Source organism: Pontibacter mucosus, from assembly GCF_003054055.1.
Lineage (GTDB): Bacteria > Bacteroidota > Bacteroidia > Cytophagales > Hymenobacteraceae > Pontibacter > Pontibacter mucosus.
The window spans coordinates 297,062-312,120 of sequence record NZ_QBKI01000001.1 but is presented as its reverse complement, the minus strand read 5'-3'; the positions used below and the strand labels follow the sequence as shown (position 1 = coordinate 312,120).

The following is a 15,059-nucleotide window of genomic DNA, read 5'->3' as shown; positions in this document are numbered from 1 at the left end:
AATGAGTGAATGAGTGAGTAGGGAATGAGCTATCTGCCAATCCCTCATCTTCAAATCTGAAATTATACTTCCTGCTCTACAGGTACTTGCCTGAAATATACTTTAAAGGTGGTGCCTTTGCCGTGCACGCTATCTACCTCTATCCTGCCGCCGTTGTTCTCTATAATGCGCTTGACGATATACAGGCCGATGCCGGTGCCCTCCACGTGCGTGTGAAGGCGCTTGAACATGGTGAACAGCTTGTGCTGCTGCTCTTTCTTAATACCAAGGCCATTGTCCTGCACCTCCAGCACCACATACTCTCCCTGCTCGTAGGTTTTCAGGTGGATAACGGGTGGGCGGTTCGGGGATTTATACTTGATGGCGTTGCTGACCAGGTTGTAGATGATGCTGCGCAGGTTCTTGCGGGCATACACGATGCTTCCTACCTGCAGGTCTGTCTTCAGCACGGCGCCGGTTTCTTTCATGGGCTCTTCCAGGTCAGCGCCGATATCCTGCAGCATGCTTTCAAATGAGAGCGGCTCGGCGGCCGACTGCAGCTCCTTCTGCACTTTGGTAATCTCGGCCAGGTCGGCGATGGTGCCTTTTAGCTTGTTGATAGAGCTCTGCACCATGTCCAGCACCTGCATGTCCTCAGCCTCCAGCTTGCCCTGCAGGATGTCGCGCAGCAGCGTTACCAGGCCCTCCATGTTGGCTATCGGCGACTTGAGGTCGTGGGAAGCCGTATACACGAAGTTGTCCAGGTCGTTGTTGATGCGCTGCAGCTCGTCGTTTTTGCCGCTCAGTTCCTCGTTGGTGTGCAGCAGGGCCTTTCTGGCATTTACCAGCTCGGTTACCTCTACGGCAAATATTAGCACGGCCTCTACCGCTCCGTTGGCGTCTACCAGCGGCTGGTACACCAGGTTAAAATAGCCATGAGCAAGCTCTCCGTTGTTGCCGCGCTCTACAGCAGGTATCGGAATCTCGTTGCCCACAAATGGTTTCGCTGTCCGGAACACCTCATCCAGACGGTTAATAAGCTCGCGGCCTTCCTCCTCCGAATGAACCTCGAAAACTGTTCTGCCCACCAGCGGGCGGTTGCCGTAGAGTTTGCGGTAGCCCGGGTTGGCCAGCACATACTGGTAATCCTGGGCGCGCACCAGGCCTACTACAGCCGGCACCTCCAGGAACAGCTTCTGCAACAGCTCGGCGTTCTGCTTTACCTTGCGCTCCGCCTCTTTTATCTCCGTGATATCGATGATGGAGCCGATGTAGCCCTGAAACTCCCCGTTGGCACCGAAGCGTGGCGTGTTGGAGGCCACCACCCAGCGGTACTCCCCGTCGAAGCGCCGCATCCTGTACTCCAGCCGGAAGGGGCTGTGGTCTTCTATGGCCTGCAGGGTTACCTGCTCCTTGCGGTCTATATCGTCGGGGTGCACCAGCTCCTTCCAACTCATGTTGATGGTCTGCTCAAAGGTATGGCCCGTGAAGTCGAGCCACTGCTTGTTTACATACATGAAGTTGGTGGCGTCGTCCATGATCTTGATCATCACCGGGGCGTTGTCGGCCATGGTGCGGAAGCGGGCCTCGCTTTCGATGATAGCCTGCTGTGCCTGCTTCTCGTCGGTAATGTCGCGCACTTCTATAATGGTATAGTTATCGCTGCCGCTCTCCACCATGGGCTGCACCGAGCACGACACGTTAAAGAAGGTGCCATCTTTGCGGACGAAGGTGTCCTCGTAGCCCCTCAGGGGCTTTATGTTGGTCAGGGCATTGTGCATGGGGCACTCCTCTGCCGGGAAAGGCGAGCCGTCCAGGTGCTTGTAGTGCACCATGTCGTGCAGCGGCTTTTTGCGCATTTCCTCCAGCGTATAGCCTGTCATCTCCTCTGCGGCGGGGTTCATAAACGTGCAGTACCCCTTCGAGTCAAGTATAAACAGAGCCGCGGTGGCGTTGTCGGTGATGGTTTGCTTGAGGCTGTTGGAGCGCCGTGTGTTAGACAGCGACCAGATAATGAAGAACATCAGCAGGCTGATGATGCTGCCGCCTAAAAGTATGTAGTATGGTAGCTCGGACTCGGTGGTGCGCCCGAAACCTTCCTTTGCTGTTATATAGAGCCGCCAGGTATGGTTGCCGATGGTGATGGTACTCAGGCTGCCGTACTCTCTGGCCTTGCTGCCATAGTATAACTGGGGGCTGGTGCTGTAGAGCAGGTTCTCTTTCGAAGGCTCGGCCCCATCGTAGATCTCGACGTCAATGTCTTCAAACTCGTCTGCCAGCACGGCCTTCATCAGGTCCTTCACCCGGAAGGGGCTGTACACAAAGCCCTTTATCAGGCGCTGCCGCTCCTGTATAGACTCCGGCTCCACGTTATCCTGGTACACGGGCAGGTAAATCAGGAAGCCTAATTGCTCGTCCTGGCCTGTTTCCTGCACCAGCCGCACCTTACCCGACATGGTGGGTTGCCTGGTGTCGCGGGCGATGCGCATGGCCGACTGCCGCACCGGCTCGCTGTACATGTCGTAGCCGAAGGCGCGCAGGTTACGGTCAGAGAAGGGCTCCAGGAAAATGATGGCGGTATAGAGGTCGCGCGGGGTCTCGGGGGTGATGCGGTAGTTTTCAAAGCCCTCGCTCCGAATCTGCTGCTCGTGCTTTTCTTTCTCATGCGGCCTTACCACATGGGTATAACCAAAGCCCTGCATGCCGGGGTAGTTCTTCTCCAGCTTCAGGGCTTCGTAATAGCGGGCCCAATCCTGGCGGGTTACCGAGTCCGAGGAGGTGAACATGGCCTTGCCCCCAATCAGAATCTGGATATAGTCCTTCATGCGCTTGTCTAGGGCATCGGTTACCTGCTCGGTACGCATGGCGAACAACTTCGCATTCCGCTCTTCTGATTTCTTCCTGGTTTCTGAGTAAGTAAAAAGGGTAAGCAGGAAAATAAGCAGGAAAGAGAAGATTGCAATGAAGTAATCCCTTATAAAAGAAGCCAACTTGGCAAGTTTCATGTGGTTTAGGTTAAAGCCGGCAGGTGGCAGACATAGTCTCTAGTAAACCGCTGCTCCGGCTATGGTATTCCTTTTCAAATGTATAAAATTCTAAGCCTTCAGCCAACTCAAAAAGTTCAACGGCATGCCTTAAAACTTCAGAATATAGTACAAACGGCGTTATTTTTGTACCTGTGGCTGCAGTATAGCTTTATATTATTTTTTTAATACCCCTGCCGCCTCCGCCAACCTAAACAGGCTTTCGGCCTGCACGCCTGCCCGAACGCCGCATGGGTTAGGTGAACGGCCCCTGCCTGTGGAACGTTATTTTGCTGCAATTTTGTTGTATTTTGGATCCAACAAGCTACCTGGCAGTTTGGTTATCCTGTTATACAGTCGGAAAATGAGGAATAGGGTGTTACCTTTGCTGCAGCATTACCCTTTTTACCTATGTTTGAGATTCTTGAGAGCCTGTTGATTGCCTTACTGGCAGTAGCCGTTCTGCTACCGGTAATACGTTACGCGCTGCGCCGCCTTTCGCCGGCCGTAAACCTGGAGCGCTTAACCGCCGACGAGGAGAAGTATATGCAGAAACAGGAGCTGAAGCTGATGTTGGCTTACTTCTTCTTTGCCTGCGTGTTCTCTGTTTTCTTTTCCGGCGCGCTTGCTTTGGTCTCCAGCATCATACATGCCTCCGGCGAGCACCTGCATGTGCTTACGCCCAACTTCAGGGCCTTTTTCGCGCCCGGCCTGCTGCTAGGCCTTACGCTGGCCCTTATACCGCTATACATGATCCAGAGCTCGCTGCTTGGGCAGGACTATGAGCTGTACAGGAAGTACCTAACGCAGGTAGAGGGCCAAAATACACTCCACGTCTACAAGCTGCTGTTTGCCGTGATGCTTGTCGTTTCGGTGGTGGTGAACTGGTACGCCATGCGCTGGCACGTAAACATCGATGCAGACAGGATAGAAATCACGAACCTGCTGCAGGAGAACCGCACCTATAACATGAAGGAGATCTCAAGTATCCATTACCTGGGAACGGAAGGGGAGTACCTGATAGCGTTTCGCGATGGCACCCAGTTAAATACAACTTACCTCAAACAGGTTCAGTTTGAACTGATTGCGCTGATGTCGGAGCGGTCGGGGCACCGGGTTGTACGGTAGGGCAGGGTTTATACTTGTCTTGGGCTCGCAAAGCCATACTTTATACTTGCTGCTATACTTTATACCCGCTGGCGCGAGTTTGTAACTCAACTGGCTTGAAAAGCCATACTTGCTTCAGCTATAATTTTATACGTTGGCTATACTTTTATCCTTGCTGTATTGCCGCTGTTCCGGACTTCCTAATCCGCGTAAGCCATAGTTATACTTGCCAGTTTATACTTCCTTTAGCCACCGCTTCCTTCCACTGGAACCAAGCTATCCTTACTAGCTGCCGTTCATCTTCCAGACTTACATACCTACAGTTGCACCTCTGGCTTTAGTGCCCTCCTAGGCCGGGAGGCCTAGGAGGGCATCGCGCTGTCTACATTTCCTTTGCTACCCTTCGGTCGCAATGCCGCCACAGCGGCACCGGAAATCTAGAAGGCGCTCAACCCAAGGACTGGGAACAGAATCGATAGCCCCTGCCCTTACTGTCATCTCGACCTTCGGGAGAGATCTGATTAGAATTCCAAATAGATCTCTCACAGCTACGCTGGCTCTCTTCGGCTCCCGCCTCGAGAGTACTCGAGATGACAGGGAATGTGGCAAGTATAAACTGTCCCCTTGAGGACAAGCGAGAACGAGAGTTCGAAGCTTGCGAGCATCGCTCATTAGGGGTGTAATAGCCTGCTAGGTTTATACTTGTAGGGACAGGTCGCGACCTGTCCGCGCGGGAATAGCGGCGACGAAGCTTATACTTCAGCAAAAGCAGTAACAGGCTCCCCTCCATAGCCTTTGTCGAGGGCCCCTACCCCCAGGAGGGGTCAGGGGTGGTTGGCCCCGGCACTGCAGCCAGACGCTCGCGGGACCTGCGGACACCGCGAGGTCTTTAGGTTAAGATAACGCGGGCTCGAAGCTTGTAAGGGTGGCCAAGTATACTCAACCTGTTTTCGAAAGAAAGCAGCGCAGTTACGCATTAGCACAGACTTCCCCGAAAATCCATACTTCCCGCACACCGTAACCTTACGCCCCGTTTGCTGTTCATAAGTAGCATCGTATAAGCTTGCCGGCCCGAAAGTATGCGCAGCGCAGGAGTATATTTTTTAGTAGTTTTACCGCAGTTAGTTAGATCCTTTAAATAAAACATAAATCGATATGCAAGTTCGCGTAGAGAAAGACACGATGGGCCCGATCGAGGTGCCTGCAGACAAGTACTGGGGTGCTCAGACACAGCGCTCCAAGGAAAACTTTACCATCGGTGGCCAGCAGATGCCGAAGGAAGTAATCGAAGCTTTTGCTATCCTTAAGAAATCGGCGGCCCAGGCCAACGCACAGTTGGGTGTATTAGCGCAGGACAAGGCTGACATCATCTCGCAGGTGTGCGACGAGATCCTGGAAGGCAAACTGGCCGACGAGTTCCCGCTGGTAGTGTGGCAGACCGGCTCGGGCACACAGTCGAACATGAACGTGAACGAGGTGGTGGCTAACCGTGCGCACGTACTGCTGGGCGGCAACCTGCTGGACGAGAAAAAGAAGATCCACCCGAACGACGACGTGAACAAGTCGCAGTCCTCAAACGACACCTTCCCGACGGCCATGCACATTGCCGCCTACAAGAAAGTGGTGGAGCACACGCTGCCGCTCGTGCAGAAACTACGCGACACGCTCAACAGCAAGGCAGAGCAGTTTATGGATGTGGTGAAGATCGGCCGCACGCACCTGATGGACGCCACGCCGCTGACACTGGGCCAGGAGCTTTCTGGTTACGTAGCCCAACTGGACTATGGCATGAAGGCGCTTCGCAACACGCTTCCGCACCTGAGCACATTGGCGCTTGGTGGTTCTGCGGTAGGTACCGGCCTGAACACACCGGCTGGTTACGACGTGCTGGTTGCTGAGAAAATTTCCAAGTATGCCGGCCATGAGTTTATCACGGCCCCTAACAAGTTTGAGGCCCTTGCCGCGCACGATGCTATCGTGGAGACGTCTGGCGCGCTGAAGCAACTGGCCGTGGCGCTGATGAAGATTGCCAACGACATCCGTCTGCTGGCTTCCGGCCCTCGCTCCGGTATAGCGGAGATCCTGATCCCGGAAAACGAGCCAGGTTCTTCTATCATGCCAGGTAAGGTTAACCCAACGCAGGCTGAGGCCATGACCATGGTTTGCGCCCAGGTGATCGGTAACGACGTGGCTATCTCGGTGGGCGGCATGAACGGCCATTTCGAGCTGAACGTGTTTAAGCCAGTGATGATCTACAACCTGCTGATGAGCGCCCAGCTGATCGGTGATGCCTGCGACTCGTTCGACAAGCACTGCGCGGTGGGTATCGAGCCAAACACAGCCCGCATTAAAGAGAACCTGGAGAACTCGCTGATGCTGGTAACGGCCCTTAACCCGCACATCGGTTACGACAACGCCGCCAAAATCGCGAAGAAAGCCCACAAAGAAGGCACCACCCTTCGCCAGGCAGCTATCTCTCTTGGCCTGCTCACCAACGAGCAGTACGACGAGTGGGTGCGCCCCGAAGACATGATCGGCAGCTTGAAGAAGTAAGGTGTTAGAATTTAGACACAAGACTTTATACCTGTGTTATAGATAAAGGAAAAGCAGCTCCGGTTGGGGCTGCTTTTTTGTTTTATAGAACTTAGTGTAATTTCTGATATCTTGTACTTACGTGGGTATAGCAACAATTACCCTCATCTAACTATGTTTCAGAATAGAGACTATGAAGATAATATTAGCTCTGGCTTTTATAATGAGCACTACACAAGCAATGGCTTGTATTTGTTTGAGTCCAGAGCCAATAGATTCAGCATATAAGCGCGCTTCTACAGTCTTCATTGGCAAAGTGAAGGAAGTAGTAGATGATAAGTTCTATTTAGGACAGGGAGAAGGAATCCAAGTTGTGATATTTGATGTAATACAGGGCCTTAAAAGTTCGGAAGCTGGAAAAGGGCCTATATCTGTCATAGAACAGGTTGGCTCCTCTTGTAGCTTTGGTTTCGAAGAAGGTCATACTTACGTTGTTTTTGCTTATAGTGACTACACTGGTGTCCATTTAACTGACCAATGTACCAGAACTAAGCTTTTAGAGAGATTTGATGCAGCTAATTTGCAAAGGCTTGAAGCTATCTCGGCTAACTATACAGGCAACTCCCGTGATATTGGAATAGTTAGGATGCTTGTTCCCAAATATCACGATATGGTTAACAAAATTAATCAGCTTGAAGAAGCTAGTGCTTCGTCCAGAACCCTTACCATTGCCTTGATCACTTTGTTACTTGTAAGCGCAGGGCTAAACTTTTATCTGATTACAAACAGAAAATAATTCTCTATACCACAACTCCAATCCCGCAAGTTTAGCGACCGCGCAACTTGTGGTTATACTTTGCGGCCAGTTTGTAACTGGCTTTTCTCCAGGTTTATACTTCCGCAAGTTGAAAACTTGCGGCCATACTTTCCCACAAGTTACCGCTTCGCTCAAACTTGCGGGATAAATATATCGCCCGCGCCAGCAAGCTGTGGCAACCGGACACCACCACGACCTACAGTTATACTTCTCAGTCACCGGCAGTTCCCAAAATCTATACTTTCCCATCAGCTATAAAACAACAAAAGCTACCGAAGTAGCTTTTGTAAACATGGTGTGGCAGCAAAGTATAAACTACGCTGTTTTGGAAGCTCCTTTCAGTGCCTCGGCCACTGTCTGTTTCAGAGGCGTAGTAGGGTGGCCGATAAGGGCGGAAAGCTGGCGGCTGTCGTCGTACAGGTCGCCTTTTGACGCGGCTGTGTCCCAGCTGGCAATGGCCTGGGCCAGGCCCTCCGGCAAACCGAAGCTGGCAAGCGCGGCAGCATAATCAGCCTCGGGTAGGTTTTTGTAGGGGATATCTTTCCCTGTTTGGCGGGAGATTTCTGCAGCCAGGTCGCTGAGCGTGTAGGCCTCGTCTCCGGCCAGTTCGTATACTTTGCCTTCGTGTCCTTCTCCGGTTAAAACAGCCACCGCCGCATCGGCAAAGTCGGCACGGGAGGCCGAGGAGATTTTGCCCTCGCCTGCACTACCTATAAAAGCACCACCGGCAAGCGCCCCCTGGATAGAGCCTGTATAGTTTTCGGTATACCAACCGTTTCGCAGGATGGTGTGCGGAATACCGGATTGCTTCAGCTCTGCCTCTGTAGCGCGGTGTTCGTCTGCCAGGCTCAGCGTGGAGGTATCAGCGTGCAGCAGGCTGGTGTAAACGATCCATTTTACGCCGCCTTTCTTCGCTGCCTCAATGATGTTATGGTGCTGCGCGGCACGTTGGCCAACCTCGCTTGAGGAGATCAGCAACAGCGTATCAATTCCTTTCAGGGCGGCTTCCAGCGTCTCTGGTTTGGCATAATCAGCTTCGCGGGTTTCCACGCCCAAGTCAGCGCCTTTTTCTGGCGAACGGACAAGCGCCACCAGGCTGTCGGGGGATACTTTACTTTTAAGTTTGCCAACTACAAGGCGGCCAAGCTGCCCTGTGGCTCCGGTTATTTCAATTTTCATATCACTTACTAATTTAGTTTCTCGATTGAACGGTACTTATACAACCGGGGAGGGTGGGGAAAGTTATCAGGCCACAGGCACCTTGCCTTTTTAGCGGCAACTTATCTTGCCCCCATACTTCGTAGCCGTGTTTAGCTCGGCTTTGCCGGAAATCCGGCCCCATCGTATAACCAAGTAGTTTTATACTTCTTGGCTCACCCTCCAAGCCTTTGCCTTGGCTCCGACACCGGACACTAAAAGGCAGATCAGAGCTACCGTGAGCCTGCTGTCATCCTGAGTTTTATACTTTACAATAGCCATTATGAAAGCATTCGATCAGAAATCCATCATTATCACGGGGGCTGCCATGGGCCTGGGGCTGGCGGCGGCGAAGGAGTTGGCGAGTCAGGGAGCAAACCTTACCTTGATGGATTTCAATGAAGCCCAGCTGTCTGATGCCGCCGATAACTTAACCAAAGAATTCCCGTCCGTTAAAATCATCACCGTTGTGGGCGATGCCTCGAACGAGGAAGACGTTAAAAAGTATGTCTCCGAAACTGAAAAAGCATTTGGCCGCATAGACGGCTTGTACAACAACGCCGGCATCGAAGGTCGCCAGGCGCCTCTGATTGAATACGACATCCATGTTTTTAAGAAGGTAATCGACATTAACCTGATGGGGGTATACTACGGCATGCGCTATGTGATTCCGGTGATGCAAAGGCAAAAGTATGGGCGCATTGTAAACGTGGCCTCTGTGGGAGGCATCCGGGGCGTGCTGCACCAGGTAGCCTACGTGGCCAGCAAGCACGCCGTCTCGGGCATGACGAAGAACGCGGCGCTGGAGTATGGCAAGGATGGCATCATTACGAATGCCATTGCGCCGGGAGCCATCCTTACGCCTATGGTGGCCGAGGCTTTCAGGGAAGTGAACCCAAATGACCCAAAAGCCGCAGAAGCTGCGTATGCCCAGCGAAACCCCACCCGGCGCCTGGGCCTGCCCGAAGAGGTGGTCAGGGTAGTGGCCTTCCTGCTGAGTGAAGCGGCTTCCTACGTAAACGGCCAGACAATCGCCATCGACGGGGGCGAGTCCAACATGTATGGAAACCCTTAATCTTAAGCCCCAAAGAGTTTGGTTGATTGCCCTAAGCGGTAAACTTATACTTTAAGAGCAGCTCCTGCCGGTGCTGCTTCTTCTTTTGCACTCTTTTCACCGAACCCAGGACGTACTTCTGAAGGGCAATTTCACCAGTTTTTAAAATAGCACTCATTTTAAGTACAAATTTTTCAACTAATCCTAAGCATCCGCCGTATCTACACATCAGCTGAGTCATCTATCTAATTTTATACTTTTACCCATGAACACCCTGTTATTACGCTCGTTCAAAAAAGCCTCAAATCTGAGTTCGCAACGTATTTTATAATTATTTTCCAATCTATGCTGCAAGTATAACTCCGCCACCTCATCGGGAATATGCTAATTACCACGCGGTACTCTTATCTTTTTTATATACCCTAATTACGTTCCAATGAAAACAACAAGTACAAAAACGTTCGCAGTTGCCATCGCATCTGTTTTCCTATTTTCCTGTGAGCAAATCAACGAGCAGGATCCAGTAGAGCCCATGAAAGTATCGCAGGAAGAGAAGCTCGTGGGCTACGACCCTACCACCTGCAACCTGGTGCAGACGTTCGGCTCCGGGGAACTTCCGCGCCACGTAAGCATGATAGAAGAGAATCGTGCGGTGATGACTGTAACCGCCCAGCGAAGAGGGCATAACGGCAAGTACCTCGAGGAGACCAAGGGTTTGCTGCTCGATCCAACCGACCCAGCGACAGACCTCACCAACCCGTTTGACCGGCAGATGCTGGGCATGTTCGGCGGAATCCTGACCGTGCCGGATGAAACAGGCACGAAGGCGAACCGCGCAGGCGGACGCGTGACGCTCGATTTCTCACCCGTAGGCTCCGTTACAATGAAACAAATGCTCTTCACCGACATCGCGGAAGAAGACAGGGGCTCTAAGGTGGAGCTGTACAGCGCTTCCGGGTACCTGCTGTATCAACAGGAGATTCCGGTCAGGGGTAAGAACGAGTCCATCTTTGTCTCGTTTGACAACGTTCCCGGTGTAGTGAAAGCAGTAGTGACATTTGGTGCCGAGCGCAAGAATGTAGGCTCGGGTTCCATTGCCCGCCTGCAGCTTTGTAAAGAAGGAGAGGGATACAACGATTACGCACGAAGCTATAATGTACACTCCTTATGGCTGGAATATACCGGCTCACAGCCTGCCAATGTCGATATCACGGCTAAGAGCGGCAACTCCGGTAAGGCGATATACTCAGCAAAAGGCATGAAGCCCGGTACCGTGTTTAAGCTGGCTTCTTCAGGCGAAGTATCATTGGGTGAAGAGCTTGAGATTACAACCAACCGCAAAGAAAAACAGGTTATACCTATGAACGGAGACCATACTAATCCGCTTAAGAAACAGTATGGCAACTTTAGGATTGTAGGAGCCCGTGATGGCTTTTATCCTCTGAAACTGGAGGAGTAAGAACTGTCATTTAACGTATACTGGAAAAGCAGCTCCGTTTGGGGCTGCTTTCCTCTTTTGTAAGTTGTGTTAAATATAGTTATACCCAGGGCATGCCTGTGTTTTTTACTTCTGTTTCTGAACCTGATTAAATCCCGTTTACCAACTGTAGAGGTCGGAGTGCACGACCTTCCATTCGGTCTGCTCTGTCGCTCTTACCTGCATGGTACCGTTAGAGGTCACTTTAACGTTTTTCAACATGTAGAGTCCCTCTTTCAGCTCTCTGGGTATAGCTAAGTCCTCTACTATCACCTGGTTAGGAATGCTTCCTCCGTCACCGGCAGAAAGTGTTTCGAGTACTTCCATCGATTTCATGGGGCAAAAGTACAGCACCATCTTGCCGCGGCTTTTCTCTAAGCGCACCGGGGATAAGTTTGCCATCACTGTCTCTCCGTGAGATAGCTTTTCTTCCCGCATCACTTTCTGCAGCACCTCTGGCTGCGAGGAGGAAGTTACCACTACCCGCCGTGGGTCTCTGGATCCTGAAGGTTGATCCTTAAGGCCAAATAAATTGTTGAAAAAAGAAGTGAAAGAGCTCATAGTATTAAAATTTGATATGAATAAATAATATAAAAGGATCATCCTCTCAGGCAGTCCGCGGAGTGCCCATTTCATTCACCAACTCATCTATATTGATTTATTGCTTCTATTGTAGAAAACGAGTCTGCCGCTGCTCTTGTTCTCGAATTATGCATAAAAATTATACGTTTGATATAATCCAAAAGTGATCCGCCACTGCCCATTTCTTGTCTTTATGCAGTTAAATGACACGGGCAGCAGGTGTTGTAGCGATCGCTTGCTGTTGCTTTTAAGCCGGGGCAATACTATACTTATGGAGAAGACAGTCACGGGTATAGGTTCTGCAGGGGACACATCGCACAAGCGGCAGTTATACTTTGCAGTTGTTTTGTGACCGGCGCCTTATACTTTTAGGAATCATTAACTCAAACAACATGGCTCATTCCCTGACAGACAAAACCTACCTACTGGAGAAATTCCCGGGCAAAGGAGGCTGGACCTACGCGGCCATACCTGAGATTCTGCCAGACAAGCACGCCTATTTCGGGTGGGTGCGGGTAAAGGGAAGTATAGACGGCTACGAGCTAAAGGGCATCCACCTGATGCCGATGGGCAACGGGCAGCTGTTTCTGCCGGTAAAAGCCGAGATTCGGAAGAGGCTAAAGAAGCAGGCCGGTGATTGGGTGCAGGTTATACTTTATGCCGACAGCACCCCGCAGGAAGTGCCCGAAGAACTGCTGCTGTGCCTGCAGGACGAACCGGCTGCCTACGCGGAATTCCGGAAGTGCTCTGACCGGGAGCAGAAGGCCGTGGTTGACTGGATTTACGCAGCCAAAACCGACGAGACCAAGGTGGAGCGCATCGTGCAGACAATAAATAAGCTGCTTACCAAGCAAAAGCTGCCTTAAAAGTATAGCCATAAGCCTTACCTTTGCATCTCTTTACAAACCGCATCCCGGTATGAATTTCTTAAGACTTACAGATACCTCACATAGCCATTTCGGGCAGGCCTGGGCCTTGTATGAGCAGGCTTTTCCGCTGGAGGAACGCCGCCCGCTCGCATGGCAGCGCGACATTATGCCACATGCCCCTTACCACTTCGAGCTTATACTTCAGGAAGAGGCCCTGGTAGGTATACTTTTGTGGTGGGGCTTTGAGGAGGTGCGCTACATAGAGCACCTGGCTACTGCTCCGGCGCAACGGGGCAGGGGCTATGGCAAACGCATCCTGGAAAGCTTCACTAACCGTGATGCACGCCCCATACTTTTAGAGGTGGAGCCGCCCCGTGAGGAAATCCAGCAGCGCCGCATCCGGTTTTATGAGCAGGGCGGCTTTACCTTAAACCACCACTTTTACCAGCAACCGCCCTACCACCCCGGCCTGCAGCCGCTCACGTTGCTGCTCATGTCCTTCCCTGAGCCTCTCACCCCTGAGGCTGTGGCGCACTTTGTGAACACGCGGCACCCGCTCATTTACCGGCTGCACACCAGCCCCGCAACAACCTGATTCCTGCTATTCATAAACTACTTTCCGAGGCAACCATAACCATCCGCCTAAACCATAAGTATGATTACAAGCGCCTTCAGCGTAAGGCGGCCAAAACCTAAACATACTACTATGGACAAACTTAAAGGTAAAATCGCCTTGATTACGGGCTCCGATTCCGGCATTGGGCGGGCCACGGCCATTGAATTCGCAAAAGAAGGGGCAGACGTGGTGATCTGCTACCGTTCGGACAAAGAAGGCGCTGAGGAAACGCTGCAGGAGGTACAAAAACACAACCGCAAAGGCATCGTGCTGCAGGTGGATATCACCGATGAGCAGAAGGTGGATCAGCTCTTTGAGCAGGCCCTGAAGGAGTTCGGCACCCTGGATATACTCGTCAACAACGCGGCGGTAAACGGCTCGGGCATCAACGTGGCCGACATGGACACCGAGGTGTTTGACCGCACCATCCGCACCAACCTCTACGGCACCTTTTTCTGCTCCCGCGCCTTTATCCGCCACCGTCTGCAAAAAGGCGGCAAGGGCAAGATTGTCAACGTGTCGTCGGTGCACGAGGAGATCGTGTCGGCGGGCACGGCAGACTACTGCGCCTCCAAGGCCGCTGTGCGCAACCTGACCCGTACGCTGGCACTGGAACTGGCCGAGGACGGCATCAACGTAAACAACATCTGCCCCGGCATGATCCTGACACCCATGAACCAGAAGGCCATCGATGACAAGGAGGCCCGCGAGGAGAGCGAGCAGAACATCCCGATGAAACGCGCCGGAAAGCCCGAGGAGATTGCCAAGGTGGCCTTGTTCCTGGCCTCCTCAGACGCAGACTACGTAACCGGCTCCAGCTACTTTATGGATGGCGGCCTGTCGCAGCACGTGGGGCAGGGGGCATAGGAATGTATAATGTATAAAGCCAGCCATCCTGTCACTCCAAAACCCTTGCGGTGCGTTATTTGTTAAGCCAAGTATACATCACCATTAAGCCAAGTATAACCCATGAAAATAGCGAAAGACCCATCAGAGTATAACAAGCTTACCCCGGAGGAGGAGCGCATTATCGTGCACAAAGGCACTGAGTACCCGGGCACCGGCAAGTATAACAACTTTAAAGCCGAGGGCGTGTACCTGTGCCGCCGCTGCAATGCGCCGCTGTATACTTCGGAGTATAAGTTCGAGTCGCACTGCGGCTGGCCTAGTTTCGACGACGAGATAACCGGAGCCGTAAAGCGTCTGCCTGACCCCGACGGCCACCGCACCGAGATTGTCTGCGCCAACTGCGGCGCCCACCTGGGTCACGTGTTCGAGGGCGAGTACCTGACGCCTAAAAACATCCGCCACTGCGTTAACTCCCTCTCCATGAAGTTTGTGCCGGTAGAGGAACTGGAGAAGGAGGGATAGCCGCCCGATGTTCAGGCACAGGGGCAAGGTAGGGGAGGCCCAGCAGGAACAAGGTGCTTATACTTGCTCCGGCTGTGGGCAAGTGCTGTTCCGGGCAAAGTATAAATTCGAGGTGGGTTCCGGCTTTCCGAGCTTCTGGCAGCAGGTAGGTGAAAGCGTGGTACATTGCTCACTGGACACATATGGTCGCCATCGGGTGCAGCTGTTGTGCAGCCGCTGCCGCCAGCACCTAGGGCATTTGTTTGAAGACAGCCGCACCCCCACCGGCGTGCGCTACTGCATTAATGCCACTGCGATTAACTTAGACCCGGAGCAGCCATCGTAACCGCCAATTATATAGCTTATTAAGTTGCGGTTTACGATTTTGGTGTAAAGGTGAAAATCCACCCCCGCCTATGGGTTTACTAAAATTCCCCTCCCTGGAGGGGTTAGGGG

The 15,059-nt window shown here is 52.3% G+C and carries 13 protein-coding genes; 10 read left to right on the top strand and 3 right to left on the bottom strand.

What is annotated here, in order from left to right; genetic code table 11:
* Positions 1–62: 62 nt before the first annotated feature.
* Entirely contained in the window at positions 63–2,984 is a 2,922-nt protein-coding gene (locus C8N40_RS01405) for a CHASE domain-containing protein (protein ID WP_108210020.1), read from the bottom strand.
* Between the two features lie 429 nt (positions 2,985–3,413).
* Here C8N40_RS01405 and C8N40_RS01400 point away from each other — a divergent pair, with 429 nt between their 5' ends.
* From C8N40_RS01400 to C8N40_RS01390, 3 genes are all read left to right on the top strand, one after another.
* The gene (locus tag C8N40_RS01400) at positions 3,414–4,130 is read left to right on the top strand and encodes a hypothetical protein (RefSeq protein ID WP_108210019.1); all 717 of its coding nucleotides are present in this window, start codon (positions 3,414–3,416) and stop codon (positions 4,128–4,130) included.
* A gap of 1,134 nt (positions 4,131–5,264) precedes the next feature.
* Complete coding sequence (fumC, locus tag C8N40_RS01395) at positions 5,265–6,662, top strand: class II fumarate hydratase (protein ID WP_108210018.1); 1,398 nt, start codon at positions 5,265–5,267, stop codon at positions 6,660–6,662.
* Positions 6,663–6,834: 172 nt separating this feature from the next.
* Positions 6,835–7,437 carry a hypothetical protein gene (locus C8N40_RS01390; protein WP_146173489.1) on the top strand — a complete coding sequence of 201 codons (603 nt, stop codon included), beginning with the start codon at positions 6,835–6,837 and terminating at the stop codon, positions 7,435–7,437.
* Between the two features lie 336 nt (positions 7,438–7,773).
* On the opposite strand, the gene C8N40_RS01385 is transcribed toward C8N40_RS01390, so the two are convergent.
* Positions 7,774–8,637, bottom strand: coding sequence for an SDR family oxidoreductase (locus C8N40_RS01385; protein ID WP_108210016.1), 864 nt, complete (start codon positions 8,635–8,637; stop codon positions 7,774–7,776).
* Between the two features lie 301 nt (positions 8,638–8,938).
* Between C8N40_RS01385 and C8N40_RS01380 the strand changes: the two genes are divergently transcribed.
* Together C8N40_RS01380 and C8N40_RS01370 are read left to right on the top strand one after the other, a co-directional pair.
* Positions 8,939–9,730 (top strand): SDR family oxidoreductase, encoded by a 792-nt coding sequence (locus C8N40_RS01380; protein WP_108210015.1) that lies wholly within the window; start codon positions 8,939–8,941, stop codon positions 9,728–9,730.
* Positions 9,731–10,145: 415 nt separating this feature from the next.
* Complete coding sequence (locus C8N40_RS01370; RefSeq protein ID WP_108210013.1) at positions 10,146–11,168, top strand: hypothetical protein; 1,023 nt, start codon at positions 10,146–10,148, stop codon at positions 11,166–11,168.
* Between the two features lie 138 nt (positions 11,169–11,306).
* On the opposite strand, the gene C8N40_RS01365 is transcribed toward C8N40_RS01370, so the two are convergent.
* Entirely contained in the window at positions 11,307–11,747 is a 441-nt protein-coding gene (locus tag C8N40_RS01365) for a hypothetical protein (protein WP_092100900.1), read from the bottom strand.
* 413 nt (positions 11,748–12,160) lie between these two features.
* Between C8N40_RS01365 and C8N40_RS01360 the strand changes: the two genes are divergently transcribed.
* The 5 genes from C8N40_RS01360 (at position 12,161) to C8N40_RS01340 (ending at position 14,949) form a co-directional block, all read left to right on the top strand.
* Positions 12,161–12,634: a DUF1905 domain-containing protein gene (locus C8N40_RS01360; RefSeq protein ID WP_108210012.1), complete on the top strand. Its 474-nt coding sequence runs from the start codon at positions 12,161–12,163 to the stop codon at positions 12,632–12,634.
* A gap of 52 nt (positions 12,635–12,686) precedes the next feature.
* Positions 12,687–13,232, top strand: coding sequence for a GNAT family N-acetyltransferase (locus tag C8N40_RS01355; RefSeq protein ID WP_108210011.1), 546 nt, complete (start codon positions 12,687–12,689; stop codon positions 13,230–13,232).
* Between the two features lie 111 nt (positions 13,233–13,343).
* Positions 13,344–14,120 carry an SDR family NAD(P)-dependent oxidoreductase gene (locus tag C8N40_RS01350; protein WP_108210010.1) on the top strand — a complete coding sequence of 259 codons (777 nt, stop codon included), beginning with the start codon at positions 13,344–13,346 and terminating at the stop codon, positions 14,118–14,120.
* 102 nt (positions 14,121–14,222) lie between these two features.
* Complete coding sequence (locus C8N40_RS01345) at positions 14,223–14,624, top strand: methionine-R-sulfoxide reductase (protein ID WP_092100892.1); 402 nt, start codon at positions 14,223–14,225, stop codon at positions 14,622–14,624.
* A gap of 7 nt (positions 14,625–14,631) precedes the next feature.
* Entirely contained in the window at positions 14,632–14,949 is a 318-nt protein-coding gene (locus tag C8N40_RS01340; protein ID WP_108210009.1) for a peptide-methionine (R)-S-oxide reductase, read from the top strand.
* Positions 14,950–15,059: the final 110 nt, after the last annotated feature.

Excerpts from the sequence above, each read along its gene's own strand:
- C8N40_RS01405 (WP_108210020.1), bottom strand. The coding sequence starts at position 2,984 with ATGAAACTTGCCAAGTTGGCTTCTTTTATAAGGGATTACTTCATTGCA.
- C8N40_RS01400 (WP_108210019.1), top strand. The coding sequence starts at position 3,414 with ATGTTTGAGATTCTTGAGAGCCTGTTGATTGCCTTACTGGCAGTAGCC.
- fumC (WP_108210018.1), top strand. The coding sequence starts at position 5,265 with ATGCAAGTTCGCGTAGAGAAAGACACGATGGGCCCGATCGAGGTGCCT.
- C8N40_RS01390 (WP_146173489.1), top strand. The coding sequence starts at position 6,835 with ATGAAGATAATATTAGCTCTGGCTTTTATAATGAGCACTACACAAGCA.
- C8N40_RS01385 (WP_108210016.1), bottom strand. The coding sequence starts at position 8,637 with ATGAAAATTGAAATAACCGGAGCCACAGGGCAGCTTGGCCGCCTTGTA.
- C8N40_RS01380 (WP_108210015.1), top strand. The coding sequence starts at position 8,939 with ATGAAAGCATTCGATCAGAAATCCATCATTATCACGGGGGCTGCCATG.
- C8N40_RS01370 (WP_108210013.1), top strand. The coding sequence starts at position 10,146 with ATGAAAACAACAAGTACAAAAACGTTCGCAGTTGCCATCGCATCTGTT.
- C8N40_RS01365 (WP_092100900.1), bottom strand. The coding sequence starts at position 11,747 with ATGAGCTCTTTCACTTCTTTTTTCAACAATTTATTTGGCCTTAAGGAT.
- C8N40_RS01360 (WP_108210012.1), top strand. The coding sequence starts at position 12,161 with ATGGCTCATTCCCTGACAGACAAAACCTACCTACTGGAGAAATTCCCG.
- C8N40_RS01355 (WP_108210011.1), top strand. The coding sequence starts at position 12,687 with ATGAATTTCTTAAGACTTACAGATACCTCACATAGCCATTTCGGGCAG.
- C8N40_RS01350 (WP_108210010.1), top strand. The coding sequence starts at position 13,344 with ATGGACAAACTTAAAGGTAAAATCGCCTTGATTACGGGCTCCGATTCC.
- C8N40_RS01345 (WP_092100892.1), top strand. The coding sequence starts at position 14,223 with ATGAAAATAGCGAAAGACCCATCAGAGTATAACAAGCTTACCCCGGAG.
- C8N40_RS01340 (WP_108210009.1), top strand. The coding sequence starts at position 14,632 with ATGTTCAGGCACAGGGGCAAGGTAGGGGAGGCCCAGCAGGAACAAGGT.